The sequence below is a fragment of the Colwellia sp. Bg11-28 genome (assembly GCF_002836245.1).
GTDB classification, from domain to species: Bacteria; Pseudomonadota; Gammaproteobacteria; order Enterobacterales; family Alteromonadaceae; genus Colwellia; species Colwellia psychrerythraea_A.
Genome location: NZ_PJBA01000006.1, coordinates 563,365 through 582,929, shown reverse-complemented (window position 1 = coordinate 582,929; position 19,565 = coordinate 563,365). Strand labels below are relative to the sequence as shown.

Annotated in this window: 13 protein-coding genes; 8 read left to right on the top strand and 5 right to left on the bottom strand. The window is 39.4% G+C overall.

Annotated elements, in window-relative coordinates:
* Positions 1-128 precede the first annotated feature (128 nt).
* From mmsB to CXF79_RS09475, 3 genes are all read left to right on the top strand, one after another.
* Positions 129-1,019: a 3-hydroxyisobutyrate dehydrogenase gene (mmsB, locus tag CXF79_RS09485; protein ID WP_101154758.1), complete on the top strand. Its 891-nt coding sequence runs from the start codon at positions 129-131 to the stop codon at positions 1,017-1,019.
* A gap of 546 nt (positions 1,020-1,565) precedes the next feature.
* Positions 1,566-3,767, top strand: a complete 2,202-nt coding sequence (locus CXF79_RS09480) for a TonB-dependent siderophore receptor (protein ID WP_198560054.1) — start codon at positions 1,566-1,568, stop codon at positions 3,765-3,767.
* A gap of 124 nt (positions 3,768-3,891) precedes the next feature.
* Positions 3,892-4,563, top strand: a complete 672-nt coding sequence (locus CXF79_RS09475; RefSeq protein ID WP_101154756.1) for a Fe2+-dependent dioxygenase — start codon at positions 3,892-3,894, stop codon at positions 4,561-4,563.
* A 143-nt stretch (positions 4,564-4,706) separates the two neighbouring features.
* Here CXF79_RS09475 and CXF79_RS09470 read toward each other — a convergent pair whose 3' ends face one another.
* The 5 genes from CXF79_RS09470 to CXF79_RS09450 all read right to left on the bottom strand — a co-directional run bounded on the left by CXF79_RS09470 (position 4,707) and on the right by CXF79_RS09450 (position 12,749).
* Positions 4,707-6,347: an AMP-binding protein gene (locus tag CXF79_RS09470; protein ID WP_101154755.1), complete on the bottom strand. Its 1,641-nt coding sequence runs from the start codon at positions 6,345-6,347 to the stop codon at positions 4,707-4,709.
* 259 nt (positions 6,348-6,606) lie between these two features.
* The gene (locus tag CXF79_RS09465) at positions 6,607-8,022 is read right to left on the bottom strand and encodes a coniferyl aldehyde dehydrogenase (RefSeq protein WP_101154754.1); all 1,416 of its coding nucleotides are present in this window, start codon (positions 8,020-8,022) and stop codon (positions 6,607-6,609) included.
* Entirely contained in the window at positions 8,022-10,385 is a 2,364-nt protein-coding gene (locus tag CXF79_RS09460; protein WP_011044190.1) for an efflux RND transporter permease subunit, read from the bottom strand. Before CXF79_RS09460 ends, CXF79_RS09465 begins: the two co-directional genes overlap by 1 nt.
* A 4-nt stretch (positions 10,386-10,389) precedes the next feature.
* Entirely contained in the window at positions 10,390-11,583 is a 1,194-nt protein-coding gene (locus CXF79_RS09455) for a WD40/YVTN/BNR-like repeat-containing protein (RefSeq protein WP_101154753.1), read from the bottom strand.
* A 140-nt stretch (positions 11,584-11,723) separates the two neighbouring features.
* Positions 11,724-12,749, bottom strand: coding sequence for an AraC family transcriptional regulator (locus CXF79_RS09450; RefSeq protein ID WP_011044192.1), 1,026 nt, complete (start codon positions 12,747-12,749; stop codon positions 11,724-11,726).
* 159 nt (positions 12,750-12,908) lie between these two features.
* Here CXF79_RS09450 and CXF79_RS09445 point away from each other — a divergent pair, with 159 nt between their 5' ends.
* From CXF79_RS09445 to CXF79_RS09425, 5 genes are all read left to right on the top strand, one after another.
* A complete protein-coding gene (locus CXF79_RS09445; protein WP_101154752.1) occupies positions 12,909-14,771 on the top strand; it encodes a DUF1302 domain-containing protein in 1,863 nt (620 codons plus the stop codon).
* Between the two features lie 30 nt (positions 14,772-14,801).
* Positions 14,802-16,163: a DUF1329 domain-containing protein gene (locus tag CXF79_RS09440; RefSeq protein WP_101154751.1), complete on the top strand. Its 1,362-nt coding sequence runs from the start codon at positions 14,802-14,804 to the stop codon at positions 16,161-16,163.
* Positions 16,164-16,270: 107 nt separating this feature from the next.
* Positions 16,271-17,890: a GMC family oxidoreductase gene (locus tag CXF79_RS09435; RefSeq protein WP_101154750.1), complete on the top strand. Its 1,620-nt coding sequence runs from the start codon at positions 16,271-16,273 to the stop codon at positions 17,888-17,890.
* Between the two features lie 15 nt (positions 17,891-17,905).
* Complete coding sequence (locus CXF79_RS09430; protein WP_011044196.1) at positions 17,906-18,181, top strand: DUF1145 domain-containing protein; 276 nt, start codon at positions 17,906-17,908, stop codon at positions 18,179-18,181.
* A gap of 210 nt (positions 18,182-18,391) precedes the next feature.
* Positions 18,392-19,519 (top strand): TDT family transporter, encoded by a 1,128-nt coding sequence (locus CXF79_RS09425; RefSeq protein ID WP_101154749.1) that lies wholly within the window; start codon positions 18,392-18,394, stop codon positions 19,517-19,519.
* Positions 19,520-19,565 lie beyond the last annotated feature (46 nt).

Below are 19,565 nucleotides of genomic sequence, written 5' to 3'. Positions count from 1 at the left end.
CAATGAGAGGTTATCGTCGAGAATTTATCATTGAGAGGTTAATAGTTGAGGATATTTTAATACAACAGTAGTGTATCGTCTTAGCACTGCCGTTTAAAATAATTAAGTACAAACAACAGGAGAACGTCATGGCGAATATTGCTTTCATAGGTTTAGGAAATATGGGTGGCCCAATGGCCATCAACTTAGTCAAAGCCGGACATCAGGTTTGTGTTTTTGATTTATCAGAGCAAGCCGTTGCTAACGTAGTAGAGCAAGGTGCAACAACGCAACCACAAGCCAGTGATTGTGTGAAAGGTGCTGAATTTATTATTTCAATGCTGCCTGCTGGCAAGCATGTTGAAGCCGTATTTCTCTCAGAAAATGGCTTGATCAATCATATCGCTAAAGGCGCTTTAGTTATTGACTCTTCTACCATTGACTCTGCTACTTCAATCAAAGTTGGTACTGTTTTGTTAGAACAAGGTATCAATTTTATTGATGCTCCTGTTTCTGGTGGCGTAGGTGGTGCAACTGCCGGTACATTAAGCTTTATGGTTGGTGGCAGTGAAGCTGATTTTAACCAAGCTAAACCCGTTTTAGATACCATGGGTAAAAATGTTTTTCATGCCGGTAATCATGGCGCTGGTCAGGTGGCTAAAGCCTGTAACAACATGCTGTTATCAGTATTAATGTTAGCGACCTCTGAAGCTTTACAACTAGGTATCAGCAATGGTTTAGATGCTTCCGTATTGTCAAATATTATGAGTAGTAGTTCAGGCAGTAACTGGACTCTTGATGTCTATAATCCCTGCCCTGGTGTAATGGAAAATGTCCCATCATCTAATGATTATCAGGGTGGCTTTATGGTTGACTTGATGGCTAAAGATTTAGGCTTGGCGATGGATACAGCGGTAAAAAGTCACTCATCAACACCAATGGGTGCATTAGCGCGTAGTTTATACGCTATGCATGCTGCCAATGGTAATGGTGCAAAAGATTTCTCAAGTGCTTTTAATCTTTTCAATCAAGCAAAGTAAGTTATTTTCTTCTTTTAGAAATTACTGTAGCTACGATTAAGAACGATCCAAAGAAAAGGCCGATACATAATGTATCGGCCTTTTGATTTCATCAAAAGATAGTATTTTACTCAAGCGGTAAATCATTACTTGAATCAGATATAATAACGTCTGCACTAGTCAGTACCCTCCCTCTCTACCCATTTACTTCCAAGTTGTTTTCAAGTTATTTTCAAGTTATTTGTAGCAAGTAAGACTTCCGCTTATCGGCTCAATTTAGCTAAATAAAAGAAGTTACATTGCAATATCCACGGTGAATTTCGCAAGTTTACATGACTCAATTCGATATATTTTTCAAAAATAACAACACTAATACCACTTCATTCAATAATCCTAACTCCTTACCCACTAACAATTAATCTAATTTAGCCCCCAAATTAGGACTGCTAATCCTCCCCATTTTGTTCAAAAAACAAATTAAACAATTAACACTTGTAAATGATAATGATTACCATTAGGATCTGCGTTCTTTTTAACGTTACATCTTTAAACATAATGAATAATAAAATGACAAACAACAAAATATTAAACATGAAAAAAGTGTCTTTAGGAACAGTACTTATCTCTTCGCTTGTTAATCAAGTTTCAGCACAAGAGGTACCTGATATTGGTTATGAGTCAGACACAATAGAACATATTGCAGTTTCTGGCAGACCGATGAGTGATATTGAAAAACCTTCTACCGCAGCAACCAAAATGGATGTATCTATCAAAGATACTGGCCGTTCTATGATGGAGCTTGATGCTGATGATTTAAAAATGCGTGCCCTGCAAGATGTCAGAGAGGCGTTCAATTATGTTGCTGGTTTTAGAGCCAATGGCCCTGCGGATCGTACTTACATTGCACGTGGTTTTTCAACCAGTATAGACAATGTAATGGTCGACGGTTTACGTTCATTACAAGGTGGCGAAGGTGGAACAGGCTCTAAGTTACCAAGTACCTTTAATGCAGAAAACACGACATTCCTTCGTGGCCCTGAAGCAATTCTTTATGGCGCGGGTGTCGCGGGTGGTTTGATTAATATTACCAGTAAAAAGCCTCAAACGACGGCTAAAACATCCATTGGGCTTAATAACCGAAGTTATGCCTCAAGCGATACCGGTAATTTCAAGCGCAATGACACCAGCTTTAACCTAGATAGTACCGGCCCAATAACCGATGAAAGTGTGCTATATCGCGTGTTAGCACAATACACCCCATCAGGTGACCACTTTCAAGATGGTCGCGAAATTGAAGAACTACTACTTGATGCTGCATTAAGCTTCGAACTAGGTGAAAACACCACTATATTACCCCGCTTTGAAAGAACCGATCGTAAACGAACGGGTGGTAGCGGTTATGCCGATGGTGTATTCGAGTCCACCTTTGCATCAGGTGAAGTGACAACTTATGGCAAACCTATTAATCGTGGTAAGTACTACGGTAGTCCAATAGATGTTGGTGAAAATGAATCAACAAGCGCCAGTGTACTGATCAAACATCAAATAGCTGAAGATTGGAAACTTGCTGCGAACTTCCGTCATAATGAAACTACTTCCAATGCCTTAGATTTGTACATTTCTGATTCATCAGCATTAGAAAATGAAGTAGGTAAGGATCTCGTTAATCGCAAATGGGTATACTCTGCGGGTGATGATAGCTATAACTTATTTGATATTAACTTTGAAGGTAAAGTGGAAACCGGTAGCATTAAACATCATTTACTTGCTGGTTATAACTATCGAGATATGGACATTAAATTTGCGCGTAGTTTTCAAGATAGCGCAGATGCGGTTGGCAAGAATCCAATTTCAGCCTCAAACCCAGATCAACAAGTCACGGGTCCTATTCCTGATGGTCTTGTCGATAGTCCTGCCAAACCACGCACTCAAACCGATACTAATATTTACTTAAAAGATCGTATCAGTATAGGTAACACTACCATAGCCGCTGGCCTTGCTTATGTTAAACAAGATCAAGAAGAGTTAAGCAGTGGTGAAACAATAGCTTCCAGCTTTGACGATACACTTTGGGACTTAGGCGTTGTACAAAAAATTAACCGTGATATTAATGTCTTTGCTACCTATAGCCGAGCATATGAACCGGTTAAAGGTCGTTATATTATCGAGTATGGTAATGGTAAAACAGACTATAAACCTGTTGAAGGCAATAACTATGAGTTAGGAATAAAGGGTGATTTACTTAATAACAATTTAACTGCTGCCGTTACATTATTTGCACTAGATCGTAGTAACAGCACTAAATTTAATCGAGGTGATGACGGTTGGGAATTATTGCAACTTGATGGTAAAAGTTTTGAATCAAAAGGTGTTGAAGTTGATGCAGCAATGTACTTTTCGCCAAAGTTTAACAGTAGTTTAAGTTATGCCTATACTGACGCACATGACACTGTCGGTGACGATAAAGGTGTTCAATCGAATAATACCCCTAAACATGCGGTATCACTGTGGAACAACTATACCTTTGATAAAAACATCAGTTTTGCTTTAGGATTACGTTATGAATCTGAACGTAATGATGGAGATTATAAAATAAAAAGTTATTTTGAAGCCGATGTCGGTGCCTATTACAAAACAGACGATTGGGATGTAGCATTGGTCGTTAATAATGTGCTTGATAAAAATCGAGTTGAAGCCGGCGCTAACTGGGTTACAGTACAACCTAATACACCTAGAGCGGTTAATTTGTCACTAAACTATCACTTCTAGAAAGCACTTCTATAAGGGCTTTCTAGAGAGCATATGCTAATCAATAACTTTACATTTAACTAGGCAAACACTCGTCCTTAATCTGTCAGTGAATAAGCAGGTTAAGGACGCGTTTACAAAAATCATGATCACAAAACTACCTCAAGTGCTTTCGCCAATACAAGTGGCTTCTATTATTCAATTAATTGAACATGGCAGCTTTAACAGTGGTAAAGATACTGCTGGCTGGCATGCAAAAGCCGTAAAACACAATCTGCAATGGCAAGGAGATACTGAGTTAAATGAACAAATACAAACCGGCATTCAAGGAGCCTTAACGCAACATCCACAATTTACCGGCGCGGCTTATGCTAAAGCGATGATGCCCTTTATCATTAGCGAATCAACCTTAGGTGGTGGCTACGGCGATCATATTGATGATGCGCTTATGGTAAACGAGAGCGTATTACGCACAGACATTTCCTGCACACTCTTTTTAACCCCTCCTCAAGATTATGAAGGTGGTGAACTGGTGATGAATTTATCAGGAATGGAAATGGCATTTAAATTAAACGCTGGTGACGCCATTATTTATCCTAGCACCACCTTACATCGTGTTAACCCGGTGACTTCTGGCTCAAGAAAAGTAGCCTTAACCTGGATAGAAAGTCATATTCCCCAAGCTTCACAGCGTGAAATTTTATTTGATTTGGACTGTGCCCGCAAAGAGATTATGGAGCATCATGGTAAAACGTCTGCTTTTGATCGTATCACCAAAACACATGCAAATTTATTACGCCAATGGGCGATGACATAATAGTTTTTGATGGAGTAAGGTTAGTTAACTATTTAATACCCAATTAGATAAGTTAAACGGGGTATTAAATGAAGACTTCACTTAATACCCAATCAGGTATTCACATACTCCTTTATCGTTAAATAAAGATTAAGAAGTAGAGATTATCTTAACTCTCTACGTAGTAATTTACCGACGCTTGATTTAGGAATTTCATCAATAAAGACCACATGTTTAGGCGCTTTATAACCAGTTAAACCTTGGCGACAAAAGCTAATGACGTCTTTTTCTGTAATTTCGCCCTCTTTTGAGTCTTTATCAGTAACAATGAAAAGTTTAACTGCTTCACCGGTTTTCTCATCATCAACGCCGATACAAGCAGATTCTAATATGCCCGGCATTTTAGCCACTTCAGCTTCAATTTCATTTGGGTAAACATTGAAACCCGAAACATTAATCATATCTTTTATGCGATCGACAATATGGAAAAATCCATGTTCATCTAACATGGCAACATCACCTGTTTTGAAATAGCCGTCAGGGGTCATACATTCAGTGGTTGCTGCAACATTATTCCAATAACCCGACATCACTTGCGGGCCTTTAGCGCATAACTCACCTGACTCGCCTTGTGCAACACTATTGCCCATCTCATCACGGATAGAAATGTCTGTGTTAGGCACAGGTACGCCGATACCAGGAACATCATCAGAGTGATCTACACTACCAAAATTTAACGTTAAAATAGGCGAAGTTTCTGATAAACCATAACCTTCTTGCAGTTTAACTCCGGTAACTTGTCGCCATTTATCAGCCACCGCTTGCTGAACAGCTGCGCCGCCGCCAATACAAAGTTTCAATGAGGAAAAATCAACCTCATCAAAGCCTGGCGTATGTAATAAACCGTTATATAAAGTGTTTACGCCAGTAAACATAGTGGCCGGAGTATTTTTCCATACCTCAACAAAGCTCGGCATATCACGTGGATTGGTGACTAAAACATTTTTAGCGCCAAAGCTAAAATAACTAAGGGTATTCGCCATCAAAGCAAAGATGTGGTACATCGGGATAGCGGTGATAACAATGTCATTGCCGTAATCAATATGCGCTTTAGCAAATTCTTTATATTGCAATATATTAGCGATTAAATTGCCATGACTCAGCATAGCCCCTTTAGATAAACCTGTGGTACCACCGGTATATTGCAAAAACAGTAAGTCATCTTGGCATAATGCTGGCTCATTCAAACCCAGAGTTTTACCCTGCGCTAGCGCATCAGTAAAACTGATGGTATTAGTTAAACGTTCGTCTACCCCTGCACAAGGTAGACCTTTATTAACTAAATCATCTAAATCAACAGTGATAATATTCTTAATGCCCGTATTATCTAAAATCTCGGCTAACATTTGGGTTGACGGAGAGAAAATTATAATCGTATCAACTTGCGCATCATTAAGTTGGTGTTCTAGCTCTCTTGGCGTGTACATAGGGTTAACATTAACTTGTACACCACCAACACGAATGATGCCCCACATGGCTATCGGAAAACATAAGGTATTAGGACACATTAGCGCTACACGATCATTTTTGACAACGCTTAATTTATTTTGTAAATAAGCGGCAAAATCGCGTGATAATTCATCTACTTGTTCAAAAGTAAGTTCCGCACCAAAATTACTGTAAGCAGTGTTCTTCTGATACTTTGCTGAGGTTTGTTGCAGTAAATCGGTTAAAGAAGAGTAACGGCTTAAGTCGACAGTATGTGCCACGTTTTCAGGATAATTGGTAAACCAAGATTTAGTCATGTGCTTTCCTTAAGTAACTAGCTTTGTTTAGAATATAGTAGAACAAGCATCAAAACAAAACAGTAATAATACCAACCAGACTAACTAAATGATCTTTTAAAATGGTCTAAATATCCAATAACATCGTTGCTTTCAATCCCAATAGCCAGCTATTGCTCAATCAAGCGCCTTGCTCATGAAAATTTATCTTCATTAAAATTTGACCCCTTAATTAATCTCATTGGTATAAATTGTTGTCGTTATTTTTATTGTTAAATGACTAACGAATAAATAACTTATAGACAAGTTGATGAATTTTTTTGCCAAACGGTGGGAACAATAAGGACCCCAAACTGATTCGTCCTCGTGAAAGTACCGCTTTACTATGCGAGAAGGTTTTGAAACCTTCACTGCCATGATATTGCCCCATGCCTGATGCACCAATACCACCAAAAGGTAAATCGTCATTAATAACATGAAACGCAGCATCGTTAATACAAACGCCACCCGCATGGGTATTGAGTAAAATTTTCTGCTGAAATGCTTTATTAAAACTACAAATATATAGGGCAAGCGGTCGAGGTTTACTGTTGATATAAGCAATTGTTTCATCAATTTTTTTATAACCAATAATTGGCATTAACGGACCAAAAATCTCTTGCTGCATCACACTCATATCATCAGTAACATTGGTTAGTATTGTTAACGGCATTTTTCTGGATGAGCCGTTACTACTGTCTGGGATTAACGGAATGATATTGGCACCTTTCGCTTTGGCATCCGTTAACAAACTATCAATTCGCGCTTTCTGTGCATCGTTAATTATGCAGGTGCAATCAACATTATCCTGAGTATTGGGGTACATAGTTTGATAAGCATCTTTAAACGCTTGTGTTAGCTCAGCTACCTTATTCTCTGGACAAAAGAGGTAATCTGGCGCGACACACGTCTGCCCTGAGTTAAGAGTTTTCCCTAAAATCAATCGACTCACCGCGGTTTTTATATCAATGTCATCATCAATAATCGTCGGAGATTTACCGCCCAACTCTAACGTGACTGGCACTAAATTTTCAGCGGCGGCTTTCATCACCAATTTGCCGACACCCGTTGAGCCAGTAAAGAATAAGTGGTCAAAAGCAATACTTGAAAAGGCTGCAGCCATATCTGCTTCCCCGCATACAATCGCGACTTTTTTGTGTGGGAAATTATTAGCCACTAATTCAGCCAATAGGATATTAGTGTTAGGCGTATATTCGCTCATTTTTATCATAGCGGTATTACCCGCAGCTAAGGCGGTGGTCAATGGCCCAAAAGCAAGAAAAACAGGATAATTCCATGGCGCGATAATCCCAACCACACCTTTGGGTTGAAAAATAACTTCACCTTTTGCTGGTTGAAATAATATGCCGATATGTTTTTTTTCTGGCTTCATCCAACCTTTTAATTTCTTTATCGCATAGTTAATGCCCATCACAGTACTAAGGATATCGCCTAGCTTGGTATCATCAGCACTTCGGTGACCAAAATCTTGGCTCATCGCATCAATAAAGGCTTGCTGATTATCAATAAGAATTGCCTTCAATTTTGTTAAGTCACTAAGTCGATCTTGGTAACTTGGGTAAGTATTGTTAGCAAAATGCGCTTTTTGTTGTAAAAAAGTCTCTGTTAGTGCTTTTTCTGAGGTGATTTCAATCATTATTTTTTAGTCCGGTGAGAGCCAATATTAAGTAACCAAGCAATAGCAGGGATAAGCGTAAGCGCACCCAACATGTTAAAAATAAACATAAAGGTGAGTAATATACCCATGTCCGCTTGAAATTTTATCGGTGAAAATACCCAGGTGGCGACACCAATAGCTAAGGTTATGCCCGTGAAAGCAACGGCTTTACCGGTTTGATTTAACGCGTAGCGATAGGTCATGTACAAGGACTTTCCTTGCCCCAGAGCTTCTTTAACTTTACTGAAAATATAAATACCGTAATCAACCCCAATACCTACCCCTAAGGCAATAACCGGTAAGGTCGCTACTTTTACGCCAATGCCTAGTATGCCCATTAAACCTTGACTCATAATGCTGGTTAAAATTAACGGCGTGATAATACATATAACGATGCGGCCACTTCTAAAGGTGATTAAACAAATAATAATAACGATAGAGTAAACCCAAAGTAACATTTCGGTTTCTGCTTCTTCTATCACCATATTGGTCGCTGATTCTATGCCTGCATTACCTGCAGCCATCAAAAATTCAATACCTTCAATTTGGTTTTCAGCATTAAATTTTTCCACTGCCTTTACCACGTTATCAAGGGTTTGCGCTTTATGATCATTGAGAAAAACGAGCACTGGCACCATAGAACAGTCTTTATTCATCAAACCTTGTGGTGTTTTAGACAAAGAAGCATTAGTCATTAATTGGTTACGGTTTAGCCCATACCACTTTAACGAACCTTCATTCATGCCAAATAGACCAAACTTTGAAACATCAGCCACTGATTTAACCGCTTGAACGCCAGCAACGTTGCGTAGTTGCCATTGGAATTGATCGACCCAAACCAAGGTTTGATATTGCGCACACTGTTCAACATCCGTTTTGACCATGATGACAAATAAGTCAGTACTGGTACTGTAATTATCAACGATATAGGCGTTATCTAAGTTATAACGAGAGTCAGGTCTTAGCTCTGGCGCACCAGCATCTAAGTCACCAATTTTCATCGATTGTGAAAAATACAAACCAAGAATTAAACAGCATATGCCAACAGCTAACGCTATTTTTGCCAGTGGTGGTTTAGCGAAGTTTTTAAACAAACTTTCTACAATGCCTGTTTTGTGGGCCGACTGTCGTGCGTATTTTAGGCCTGCAGGAGAAACGCCGATATAGCTCATTAAAATGGGTAAGGCGATTAAATTAGTCACAATAATAATGGCAACACCAATACTGGCAGCGATGGCTAATTCTCGAATGACCGCGATATCTATGATCATCAAGGTAGTAAAGCCGATAGCATCACTGACTAATGCTGTTATACCCGCAATATACAATGAACGGAAAGCCAGCTTGGCCGAATCAATATTACTTGCGCCAGTAACACTATGGTGAATGATGGAATTAATAATCTGTACGCCATGACTGACGCCAATAGCAAAGACTAAAAAGGGTACCAACATAGAATAAGGGTTAATACCAAAACCTAGTAAGTTTAGAATACCTAATTGACAAAACACGGCAAAAATTGAAAATACTAAGACGGATATTGTGCTGCGTAAGCAGCGAGAATACAGCCAAAGTAAAACAAAGGTAATTAGAACGGCTAAGCCAAAAAAAGCAACAACTTGTAAAGCGCCGTCAATTAAATCACCAACAACTTTTGCAAAGCCAACTATACGTATAGTGACGTTTTTACTGCTATATTTATCCCTAATTTTCTCTTCTAATACGGTCGATAATGCTCGGTAGTCGAGCGGTAAACCTGTTTCAGGGTTGATGTCTTGCAGTGGCGCGATAATAATAGCGGATTGAAAGTTGTTAGCGACCAGTACGCCAATTTGTCCTGACTTAAATACATTTGCTTTAACCCGTTCAATCATTTCTGCTGAGCCATCGTAGCCGTCAGGAATAACAGCGCCACCAACAAAACCTTCTTCAGTGACTTCTTGCCAGCGAACATTGGGTGTCCATAATGATTTTAAACCATCACGATTTATGCCAGAGATAAAAAAAACTTCATCGGTGACTTCTTTTAACGTTTGTTGAAAATCAGCATTGAAAATATCACTATCTTTATTATCGTCATTGGTATTTTCCACCACAATACGTATAACGTTACCTAAATCAGCAAGTTCTTTTTTGTAGGTTAGAAAGTTTGTCACATAGGTGTGAGAACCCGGGATCATTTTAGTGAAGCTAGCTTCAGGTTTAACCTTAACGGCTTGAATAGTTAACAAAGCGATACAGGTAACTATTATGGTCATCATCAAGGCGCGATGTTTAAAAACGAAGTTTTCTATTATTTGTTCTAATGCACTTGGTGAGTGTGAATTTTTTTTAGTCGACATAAGTTTATTCCTCTGCCTCAATCGGCCATTGTGAAATACCAAATTGGCCAGCAAGAATTAACGAATTGTCTTTAACTAACACACTCGACAATGCCGCGCCTGAAGGATGCTTTTTAATCGTCAATGTTGATAAGTTTTCAGGATAAAAACTAACAATAACGCCACCATGACCAACCAAGTACACCTTGCCTTGCTTAGAGAAATTTCCGCCGAGCAAACTAGTGCTACGTGGTAATTTTATATGCTGCCAATGCCCTCCTCCATCAAGGGAAACCATGATGTTTCCTTGTAAACCAAACGCGACCAATTGGGTTTTATTTTTAGTTGAATTGATATCATCAGTGGAAATAGTATGAGTTTTGACTGTGTTGGCGAGAATGCCGAATAAACTGCCCGAATAAGGTAATGTCATGACCGACCATGTTTGGCCAACATCCGTAGAATGAAAGCCCATACCATTTTCACCAACAATATAGAGCTGGTCATCTGCTGTAGCTATAACCGTATTAAGATGAAAACTATCGGGGTTATCAAGGTGATTACTCACTAACTCCCACGTCTCACCTTTGTCTTTACTGCTGAGCAATATACCGTAGGCGCCGCTAGCAAATAAGGTATCATTCGACGTGCTAGTAACTGATAACAGTGGTTTATTTGGTCCGGATTTTAATTCTAATTGGTTGTCTTCAATAGCAAAGGTTAAATCATCAAGTTGATAGGTTAATTCTTCTAATTCATCTTCATCCTGAGTTTGCAATATGACTTGCTCTAAAGATTGATATTGCTGTTTCAATTGCGCTATTTGGAATTGTGTTATCTCTTTCCCCGTAAATACTTTGCGCCATGTCGTGCTATTACTATCAACTTTAAGAATGACACCATCATGGCCAACCGCAACTTTGCTACCATCAGACAGTATAGTTACATCAGTTATAGCAACGCTGACAGGCGATTGTTGCTGCTGCCAGTTATCATCGTTTTGCCAATTGATTATATGCCCACGTTCGCCGACCACGAGAATAGCGTCATTATTTGGCGTCATCGCCATCAGTACACTTTTATTGGCTAATACACTATTGGTCGCAGGTAATTCCAGTAAATCAGAAGAGCTATTTGCCTGAGCGACAGTAAAGAATGAACCAAGCAAAGTAATAAACCATAAGCTCATCACACCACAGTCGATATAGGGTATACGCATAGAAAACCTAATAAGTAAAAAATTTATACTTATTAGTATTGATGAATAAAGTTAACTTGAGAGGTGTTAAACGTGCCAAATGATTATCTTTGCAACACAGCTAATCTTTGAGGTCGTTTTAAGTAGAACTGTTCGAAAGGTTAGGTTTTTTTGCTTTGTCGGTATTCACCAGGTGTTTGATTTGTCCAACGTTTAAAAGCACGGTTAAAGTTGCCTACGCTCGAAAAACCAACCAAATAGCCAATTTCACTCAAACTTAAATGTTGTTGCACAATGTAATCCATTGCTAATTTTTTACGGGTACTTTCTAATATTTCTTTGTAACTTGTGCCTTGCTCTTGTAGTTTTCGTTGTAAATTACGCAAACTCATTCCTAGGTCTTCAGCTATAACTATTTGTGAAGGAGCACCTAACGGCAATAAATCAAAGATTTTATTTTTGATGACATGGCTTAAATCATTTTTATCAATTCTTGCCATGAATTCATCAAGCATTTTTTCGTGACTATGCGTAATTAAAGGGTTGCCACACATTAGCTTTTCTTGTGCTTGCTCAAAATTAAAAATAATAGCGTTTTTATCGCTATTAAATTCTATGTCACAATTGAAAAACTCTTCGAGGTAAGTCACATCATGAGCAGGTTTTTGATAAGCAAAACAAATTTTTTCAGGTGAGAAATCTAAAGTAACCAACTCTCTAGCAAAACGGATAATGGTCGCTAAAAAGGTTTCGACTGTTGCAAGTGATAATACGGGACGATTAGTTCCCTCATAAGTAAAAATATTCATTTCAAAAACTAATTGGTTATTACTCTCGTAGGTAACTAATTGGCAAGTATTTGAAACTACACGTTTATAATGAGCTATTCGGTCTAGAGCATCTTGCAATGTGTTAGAAGACATCATGGCGTAACCAAGCGCATGAAACATACCGGGATGGAATTGTTCCGCAATTAAAATAGAAAAATCATGTCGTCCTAATTTCTTATTACAATACTCTATTAAGTTATAAAACTTTTCGGCAGCAATACGAGATTCTTGGTCTGTCATAACATCTTGAGAAATATTACATTCTTTAAGTGCCGTTGTAAGATCAATCTGGTGAGCTTCCATTGCCCTTGAAATCGGGATCATCCAGCCAATCAACGTTGAATAATAATCTTGCACTGCGTTTCCTATAATTGGGGACCTATCTATATTACGGGGTTTGCACGAAATGACAACAGGTTGGCACATTTAGCGAAATATTAAACTGTTCATTGTCGTAATGTAATGATGAAACGAACATTACAATAAGTATTATAACGATAATAATAGGCGAATAATATGCTAAATAATAATCACAAAATCAAACCATTAGCTCTGGTTGTCGCTATGGCGCTTAGTGCGTCATCAGCGCACGCTGTAGACTTTAATTTTGGTGAAGACGATGACATTTTATTGCAAATAAATTCTCAATTGGACATTGGTTCAAGCTGGCGACTAGGCGATGCTGACCCACGATTTATTGGTAAAACTAACGGTGGAACTGGCGCTACAAGTACCACAGATGATGGCAACTTGAACTACTCAAAACATGATGCCTACTCACAAATAATTAAAGGTGTGCATGATATTCAATTAAGCAAAGGCGATTTTGGTGCTTTTGTGCGCTTTAAATATTGGTATGACTATGCACTCAAAGAAGGTGATGTGAACCATGGTAACTCAGGTAATGGTTATGTCCCGAATACGCCATTAAGCGATGATGGATTTGAAAATAATACTAAATTTTCTGGCGCCACCTTATTAGATGCCTACGTTTATGCTTCGTTTGATTTAGCAGATACTCCAGTAGACATACGCCTAGGTAGACAAGTGGTTAGTTGGGGCGAAAGTACATTTATTCAGGGTGGCATGAATTCGTCGAACCCTTTTGATGTCGCAGCCTTAAGACGCCCTGGTGCAGATTTAAAAGAAGGTATTTTACCTGTTGGCATGCTCTACGGTAACGTCGGTCTCACTGAAAACCTAAGTGTTGAAGCTTTTTATCAATACGAGTGGGAGAAAACTCAAATTGACGGTTGTGGTACTTATTTTTCTGGGGCTGATTTTGCAGCAACTGGCTGTAATTATGTTTCTGTTGGTCCTTTAGGCGATCAAGCTGGATTGGCTGCAGGTTTTGCCGCTGAGCGAATAGCGGATGTTGAGCCTGATGACGGCGGTCAATATGGTTTAGCCGCGCGTTATTATGCTGAAGAATTAAATGATACCGAGTTTGGAATATACTACATGAATATTCATTCTCGCCTACCACTGATTAACACAGTACGTACTAATATCCCGCCGACTTATGCTGCAATTACCGGTGATGATATTGCTAACTCACCCGTTTTTGTACCAGAAGCATTGGATCCAACAGGTGGCGCTTTCGCCGCACAAAATCCAGGTTATGACATTGAATTTCCAGAAGACTTAAAGTTTTACGGCGTTAGCTTTGCTACCAATGTTGGTGGTGTAGCACTATCAGGTGAAGCCTCTTATAAACCTGATACTCCGGTACAGATCAGCGGACCAGAATTACTCAACGGTACCTTATCTGAAGCGCCATTCTTACGCTTTACCCCAAGAGTTACCGCAGTTGGTTATGGTGAAGAGGTGAAAGGTTGGGACGAGTTTGATGTAACCCAATTGCAGATGACTGCGATTCAATTTTTTGAAAACACCATGGGGGCTTCACGAGTCACAGTTATTGCCGAAGTGGGCATGATTTTAACTGATGGCGTTGAAGACTCTGATCAACATTACGGTAGAAACTCAGTCTTTGGATTGGGGGATTTTGATGCTGGTGGCGGCTTAAATTGTACCAACCTTGTCAATGCAGGCGCGTTATCAGGCGATTGTCGCACTGATGGTTTTGTTACTGATAGTGCATGGGGTTATCGCATGCGGGCTGTTTGGCAATATTCTGATGTATTTGCCGGCGTATCGTTAAAGCCAACACTTTCTTGGGCACATGATGTTAATGGTTACTCGCCAGATCCAGCCCAACAATTTCATGAAGGGCGGAAGAATCTAGGTTTTTCTTTAGAAGCGGCCTATCAGCAAAAATATACCGTCACCGTAGGCTACAACAACTATTCAGGTGGTAGTCATAATATTTTAGAAGATAAAGACCTAGTATCGCTGTCATTTGGTCTTTCATATTAATTATAGTGCAAAAACATTAAGAGAATCATCATGAAAAAATATATTACAACTGCAAGTTTACTGATGTTATCACTGGTAAGTAGTGCTGCATTGGCAAAAGTTAGCCCACAAGAAGCTGATAAATTAGGTAAAACGCTAACTCCATTAGGTGCTGAAATGGCGGCCAATGCAGCCGGAACTATTCCAGCCTGGAGTGGAGGATTAACCAGTAAAAACTCAACTAAAAGTAAAGACTCTGGACGCCCTGAAAATCCTTTTAGCCAAGACAAACCATTGTTTGAAATAACGCGCGCTAATTTTGATGATTACAAAGCGAACTTAAGTGCTGGCCAAATTGCAATGTTTGAAAAATACGCTGATTATAAAATGCCTATTTATAAAACAAGAAGAACAGCCGCCTACTCAAATGAACTTTATGATGTTGTTAAGAAAAATGCGACAACCGCTGAACTAGTGCAATCGGGTAATGGTGTCGAAAATTTTGAGACAACAATCCCCTTCCCCATTGCACAAAATGGCTCTGAAGTTATTTGGAACCACATCACCCGTTTTCGTGGCGGCACAGCTAAACGTTTTACCACTACCATTCCAGTGCAATCAAATGGCTCATTTGTGCCCGTTAAAATGAATGATCAATTGGTATGGCCTGAGTTTTTAAAAGGCGGGCGTGATGCTAAAAAAGATAACAATATTTTGTTTTATTATCTTTCTCAAATTACCGCACCTGCACGTTTAACAGGTACGGCTTTATTAGTACATGAAACCATGGATCAAGTAAAAGAAGCGCGTAAAGCTTGGGTTTATAACTCTGGTCAACGTCGTGTTCGCCGTGCACCAAACGTTGCTTATGATGGACCAGGTCAAGGTACCGATGGTTTAAGAGCCTCTGACAACTATGACATGTATAACGGAGCACCTGATCGTTATAACTGGAAACTAGTCGGAAAAAAAGAGCTTTATATTCCATACAACTCTTATAACTTACTTGATACCACAGCAAAATATGATGACGTAATACAAAAGGGTCATTTGAATACTGATTATTTACGCTACGAGTTACACCGTGTTTGGCAAGTAGAAGCGACCTTAAAAGAAGGCTCAAGACATATTTACGCGAAACGTACTTTCTTTATTGATGAAGATACATGGGGTGCCTCAGTTATCGATCAATACGATGGCCGTGGTCAACTATGGAAATTATCGGAAGCGCATAACATTCAATTTTATGATGTTGATACCCCGTGGATGGTTGCTGAAACCTTATATGACTTAGACTCTGGACGTTACCTAGTAACAGGGCTAAGTAATGAAGAGCCAACCTTCATGATTTGGGGTAAAAAAGTTAAACGCAAAGATTTTTCTACCTCTGCTCTTAGACGTTTAGGACGTTAATCTCAACACGCATTTTCAAACAACTTAGGGATATGTTTACAGCATATCCCTAAGGCACAGCTTAAGAGTGTTTTACGCATAAACAGTAAAAATTTAAGGCAAGGTATATGAATAAATCGAAAGATAACAACTTTGACTACATCATAGTTGGAGGTGGCTCAGCGGGCTGTGTTTTGGCGAATAGGTTAACTGAAGACGGTAAATTTAACGTCTGCTTGTTAGAAGCTGGCAGTGATAATAACTCTATGTTAGTAAAAACGCCGGGGGCATTTTCAGCTTTCATGTTTTTGAAAAAATTCAATTGGAGTTTTGATGCTAAACCTAGAAAAGATATTCGCAATGGTGAACCCCTCTTTGTTCCCAGAGGTCGAGGTTTAGGTGGCAGTTCAGCCACCAATGCCATGCTATATATACGAGGGCAAAAACAAGATTATGACCATTGGGCAGAATTAGGTAATGAAGGTTGGTCATTCGACGATATTTTACCGTACTTTAAAAAGTCAGAAACCAATAGCCGTGGTGAGAGTGAATTGCACGGCGGCGCAGGTCCGTTACAAGTAACAGATCGCCCCGCTTTTTATGAAATCAGTAAACGATATATTGAGGCGAGCCAACAGGCGGGTTTCAAAGTGACTGATGATTTTAATGGCAGTGATCAAGAAGGCGTAGGTTATTACCAATGCACGATAAAAGATGGCAAGCGTTGCTCTGCTGCTCATGCTTATTTGTTGCCAATACTGTCTAGACCTAACCTTACCGTATTAACTTATGCACAAGTGAGTAAGGTACTACTAAAAGACAAACAAGCTTATGGTGTTGATGTTTACGTTAAAGGCGAAAAGAGAACCTTATCAGCGAATAAAGAAGTCATCTTAAGTGGTGGTAGCATCGCTTCACCACAGCTATTAATGTTATCTGGTATTGGCGATAAGAGTGAACTGACACAACACGGTATTGATTGTGTGCATGAACTTAAAGGCGTAGGCAAAAACTTACGTGAACATGTAGATGCCTGTGTCTTAGTAAAAAGTAAAAAAACAGACGGTTTTACCCTATCGGTTTCAAGTTTACTGAAAATGGTACCTGATGGTATTAACTACATCACGGGTAACAAAGGCAAACTTGCCAACAGTATTTTAGAAGCTGGTGGTTTTATTAAATCTACTGAGAAGGAAGACAGACCCGATATTCAGTTGCATATGCTGCCTTTGTTATATGACGATAATGGCAGAGATTTAAAACTGTTAACACAACATGGGTTTTCATGTCATGTCTGTGTACTACGCCCTGAAAGTACCGGCACTGTGTCATTAAAATCAGCTAATTATCAAGATGCACCAGAAATAGATTTCAACTTATTTTCTGATAAAGAAGGAAAAGACAAAACAGTCTTAATTGATGGCATGCGTCAGCTGCGTAAAATATTAACCGCGCCGGCATTAGCCCAACATTATAGTAATGAAATGCACCCGGGAAATGCTTTTGAAACAGATGAGCAAATTTTTGCTAAAGCCAAAGAGCGTATAGGCACAGTTTTTCATCCCGTAGGCACCTGTAAAATGGGTAATGATGGCATGGCTGTGGTTGATAATCAGCTCAAAGTACACGGTATTGATAAATTAAGAGTAATAGATGCTTCTATTATGCCAACACTTATCAGTGGCAATACCAACGCACCGACGATGGCTATCGCCGAAAAAGTTGCAGATATGATGCTGACACATTAATTAAGGAAAGAACCCATGTTTAATTTTATAATACACAGTACCAAAGCACTACTCACCGGTTTATGGATACTGGCAATATTAGGGCTAGCATCAATAAATCCGCTCCCCGTAGAATATCAATTATATCTTTTACCCTTAGCTGGCATTGTACTTTTGGCGCACTTGCTTGAGTATTTTGCGATGAAAGCCAAAGTGAAAACTAAAAGTAATACAGAGATAAGTTTTGTACAAACCATGCTTTGGGGCTTTGGTCACTGGCTGCCTTTATTAAATAAAAGTATTGAAAAATAAGTAATCGTACTATTTGAATTACGTAACCACATTCAGGGAACTGGATGTGGTTTTTTTAATGGCATTGTTATTACTATTCATGACGCCACAACACCTGTAATCTATTACAATAATAATGAACGAAATCAACAGATTTCAAAGGAACATCTTAGTCATCAGTAAAAGTGGTTTATTCATCAATAAACGGCTTTAACAAACAAGGAGAATAACGTGACGGTGAACGTAGAAAATGTAGAGCCTGAATTAAATATCGAGATTGGCCCAAACTGGTTTGCCTCCGTAATGGGAACCGGCATTATTGCTAATGCAGCCGTTGGTTTACCTATGGTGGGTCAATATTTAGGTCAAGCCGGTCTTGTGATCTGGGTTATTGCTTCCCTCATGTTAATTGTAATGCTACTGCTAAAGGCGGTTCAAACCATTACCAACCCTCATATTATCAAACGCCAATTTAATGATCCTGTGATGGCGCAATTTTTTGGTGCACCACCAATGGCGCTGCTTACTATTGCTGGCGGAACATTATTATTTGGCCATCATTTTTTTGCACAAGATACATTGATGGTAATTGCTTGGAGTCTTTGGATAACGGGCACCATTGTAGGGATGATGACAGCCGTTATTATACCTTATCGACTTTTTACTCATCATGAAGTACGTGGAGATGCAGCCTTTGGTGGTTGGCTTATGCCAGTCGTTCCGCCTATGGTATCAGCGGCAATTGGCGCGATGTTTATTCCCCACGTTCAAGATACTTTATTACAACAAACGCTGCTCTATGCTTGTTATGCCATGTTTGGTACTAGCTTAATGGCTGCAATGATTATTCTTACCTTAATCTGGGGACGGTTAGTACACTCAGGTACGTCTGGCGGCGCACGAGTACCAACATTGTGGTTAGTGTTAGGGCCTCTGGGACAATCAATCACCGCAGCGGGCGCCTTAGGGGCAGTTGCCTTAGCAGTTGTTGAACACCCCATTGCAGGCAGTCTAAATACTATGGCTATTTTGTATGGCGTACCCGTGTGGGGCTTTGCCTTTTACTGGTCGATTTTAGCAAGCTTTCTTACCTTACGAGCTCTGCGTAGAAAGATGCCTTTTGCGCTCACTTGGTGGGCATTTACCTTCCCAGTAGGCACCTGTGTAACAGGCACTACCCAATTAGCGCTACATACTGGGTTGCCAGCATTTGAATGGGCTGCGGTTATCTTATTTGCAGGATTATTATGTGCTTGGATTATAGCTGCATGGGGAACAATTAAAGGCCTTAAGAGCGGCCATATTATGAAAAACCCAGTCAGCTCTCCTATTATCATTGCTAAAAAAGGGCCGAAATAATAACGTCATTTACCTAGTGTGAAATATGATGCGAAATACGGACACT

What these genes read in the sequence shown, in the direction of transcription:
- CXF79_RS09475 (WP_101154756.1), top strand. Translation starts at nt 3,892, where the DNA reads ATGATCACAAAACTACCTCAAGTGCTTTCGCCAATACAAGTGGCTTCT.
- CXF79_RS09460 (WP_011044190.1), bottom strand. Translation starts at nt 10,385, where the DNA reads ATGTCGACTAAAAAAAATTCACACTCACCAAGTGCATTAGAACAAATA.
- CXF79_RS09435 (WP_101154750.1), top strand. Translation starts at nt 16,271, where the DNA reads ATGAATAAATCGAAAGATAACAACTTTGACTACATCATAGTTGGAGGT.
- CXF79_RS09480 (WP_198560054.1), top strand. Translation starts at nt 1,566, where the DNA reads ATGACAAACAACAAAATATTAAACATGAAAAAAGTGTCTTTAGGAACA.
- CXF79_RS09445 (WP_101154752.1), top strand. Translation starts at nt 12,909, where the DNA reads ATGCTAAATAATAATCACAAAATCAAACCATTAGCTCTGGTTGTCGCT.
- CXF79_RS09470 (WP_101154755.1), bottom strand. Translation starts at nt 6,347, where the DNA reads ATGACTAAATCTTGGTTTACCAATTATCCTGAAAACGTGGCACATACT.
- CXF79_RS09465 (WP_101154754.1), bottom strand. Translation starts at nt 8,022, where the DNA reads ATGATTGAAATCACCTCAGAAAAAGCACTAACAGAGACTTTTTTACAA.
- CXF79_RS09440 (WP_101154751.1), top strand. Translation starts at nt 14,802, where the DNA reads ATGAAAAAATATATTACAACTGCAAGTTTACTGATGTTATCACTGGTA.
- CXF79_RS09455 (WP_101154753.1), bottom strand. Translation starts at nt 11,583, where the DNA reads ATGCGTATACCCTATATCGACTGTGGTGTGATGAGCTTATGGTTTATT.
- CXF79_RS09430 (WP_011044196.1), top strand. Translation starts at nt 17,906, where the DNA reads ATGTTTAATTTTATAATACACAGTACCAAAGCACTACTCACCGGTTTA.
- mmsB (WP_101154758.1), top strand. Translation starts at nt 129, where the DNA reads ATGGCGAATATTGCTTTCATAGGTTTAGGAAATATGGGTGGCCCAATG.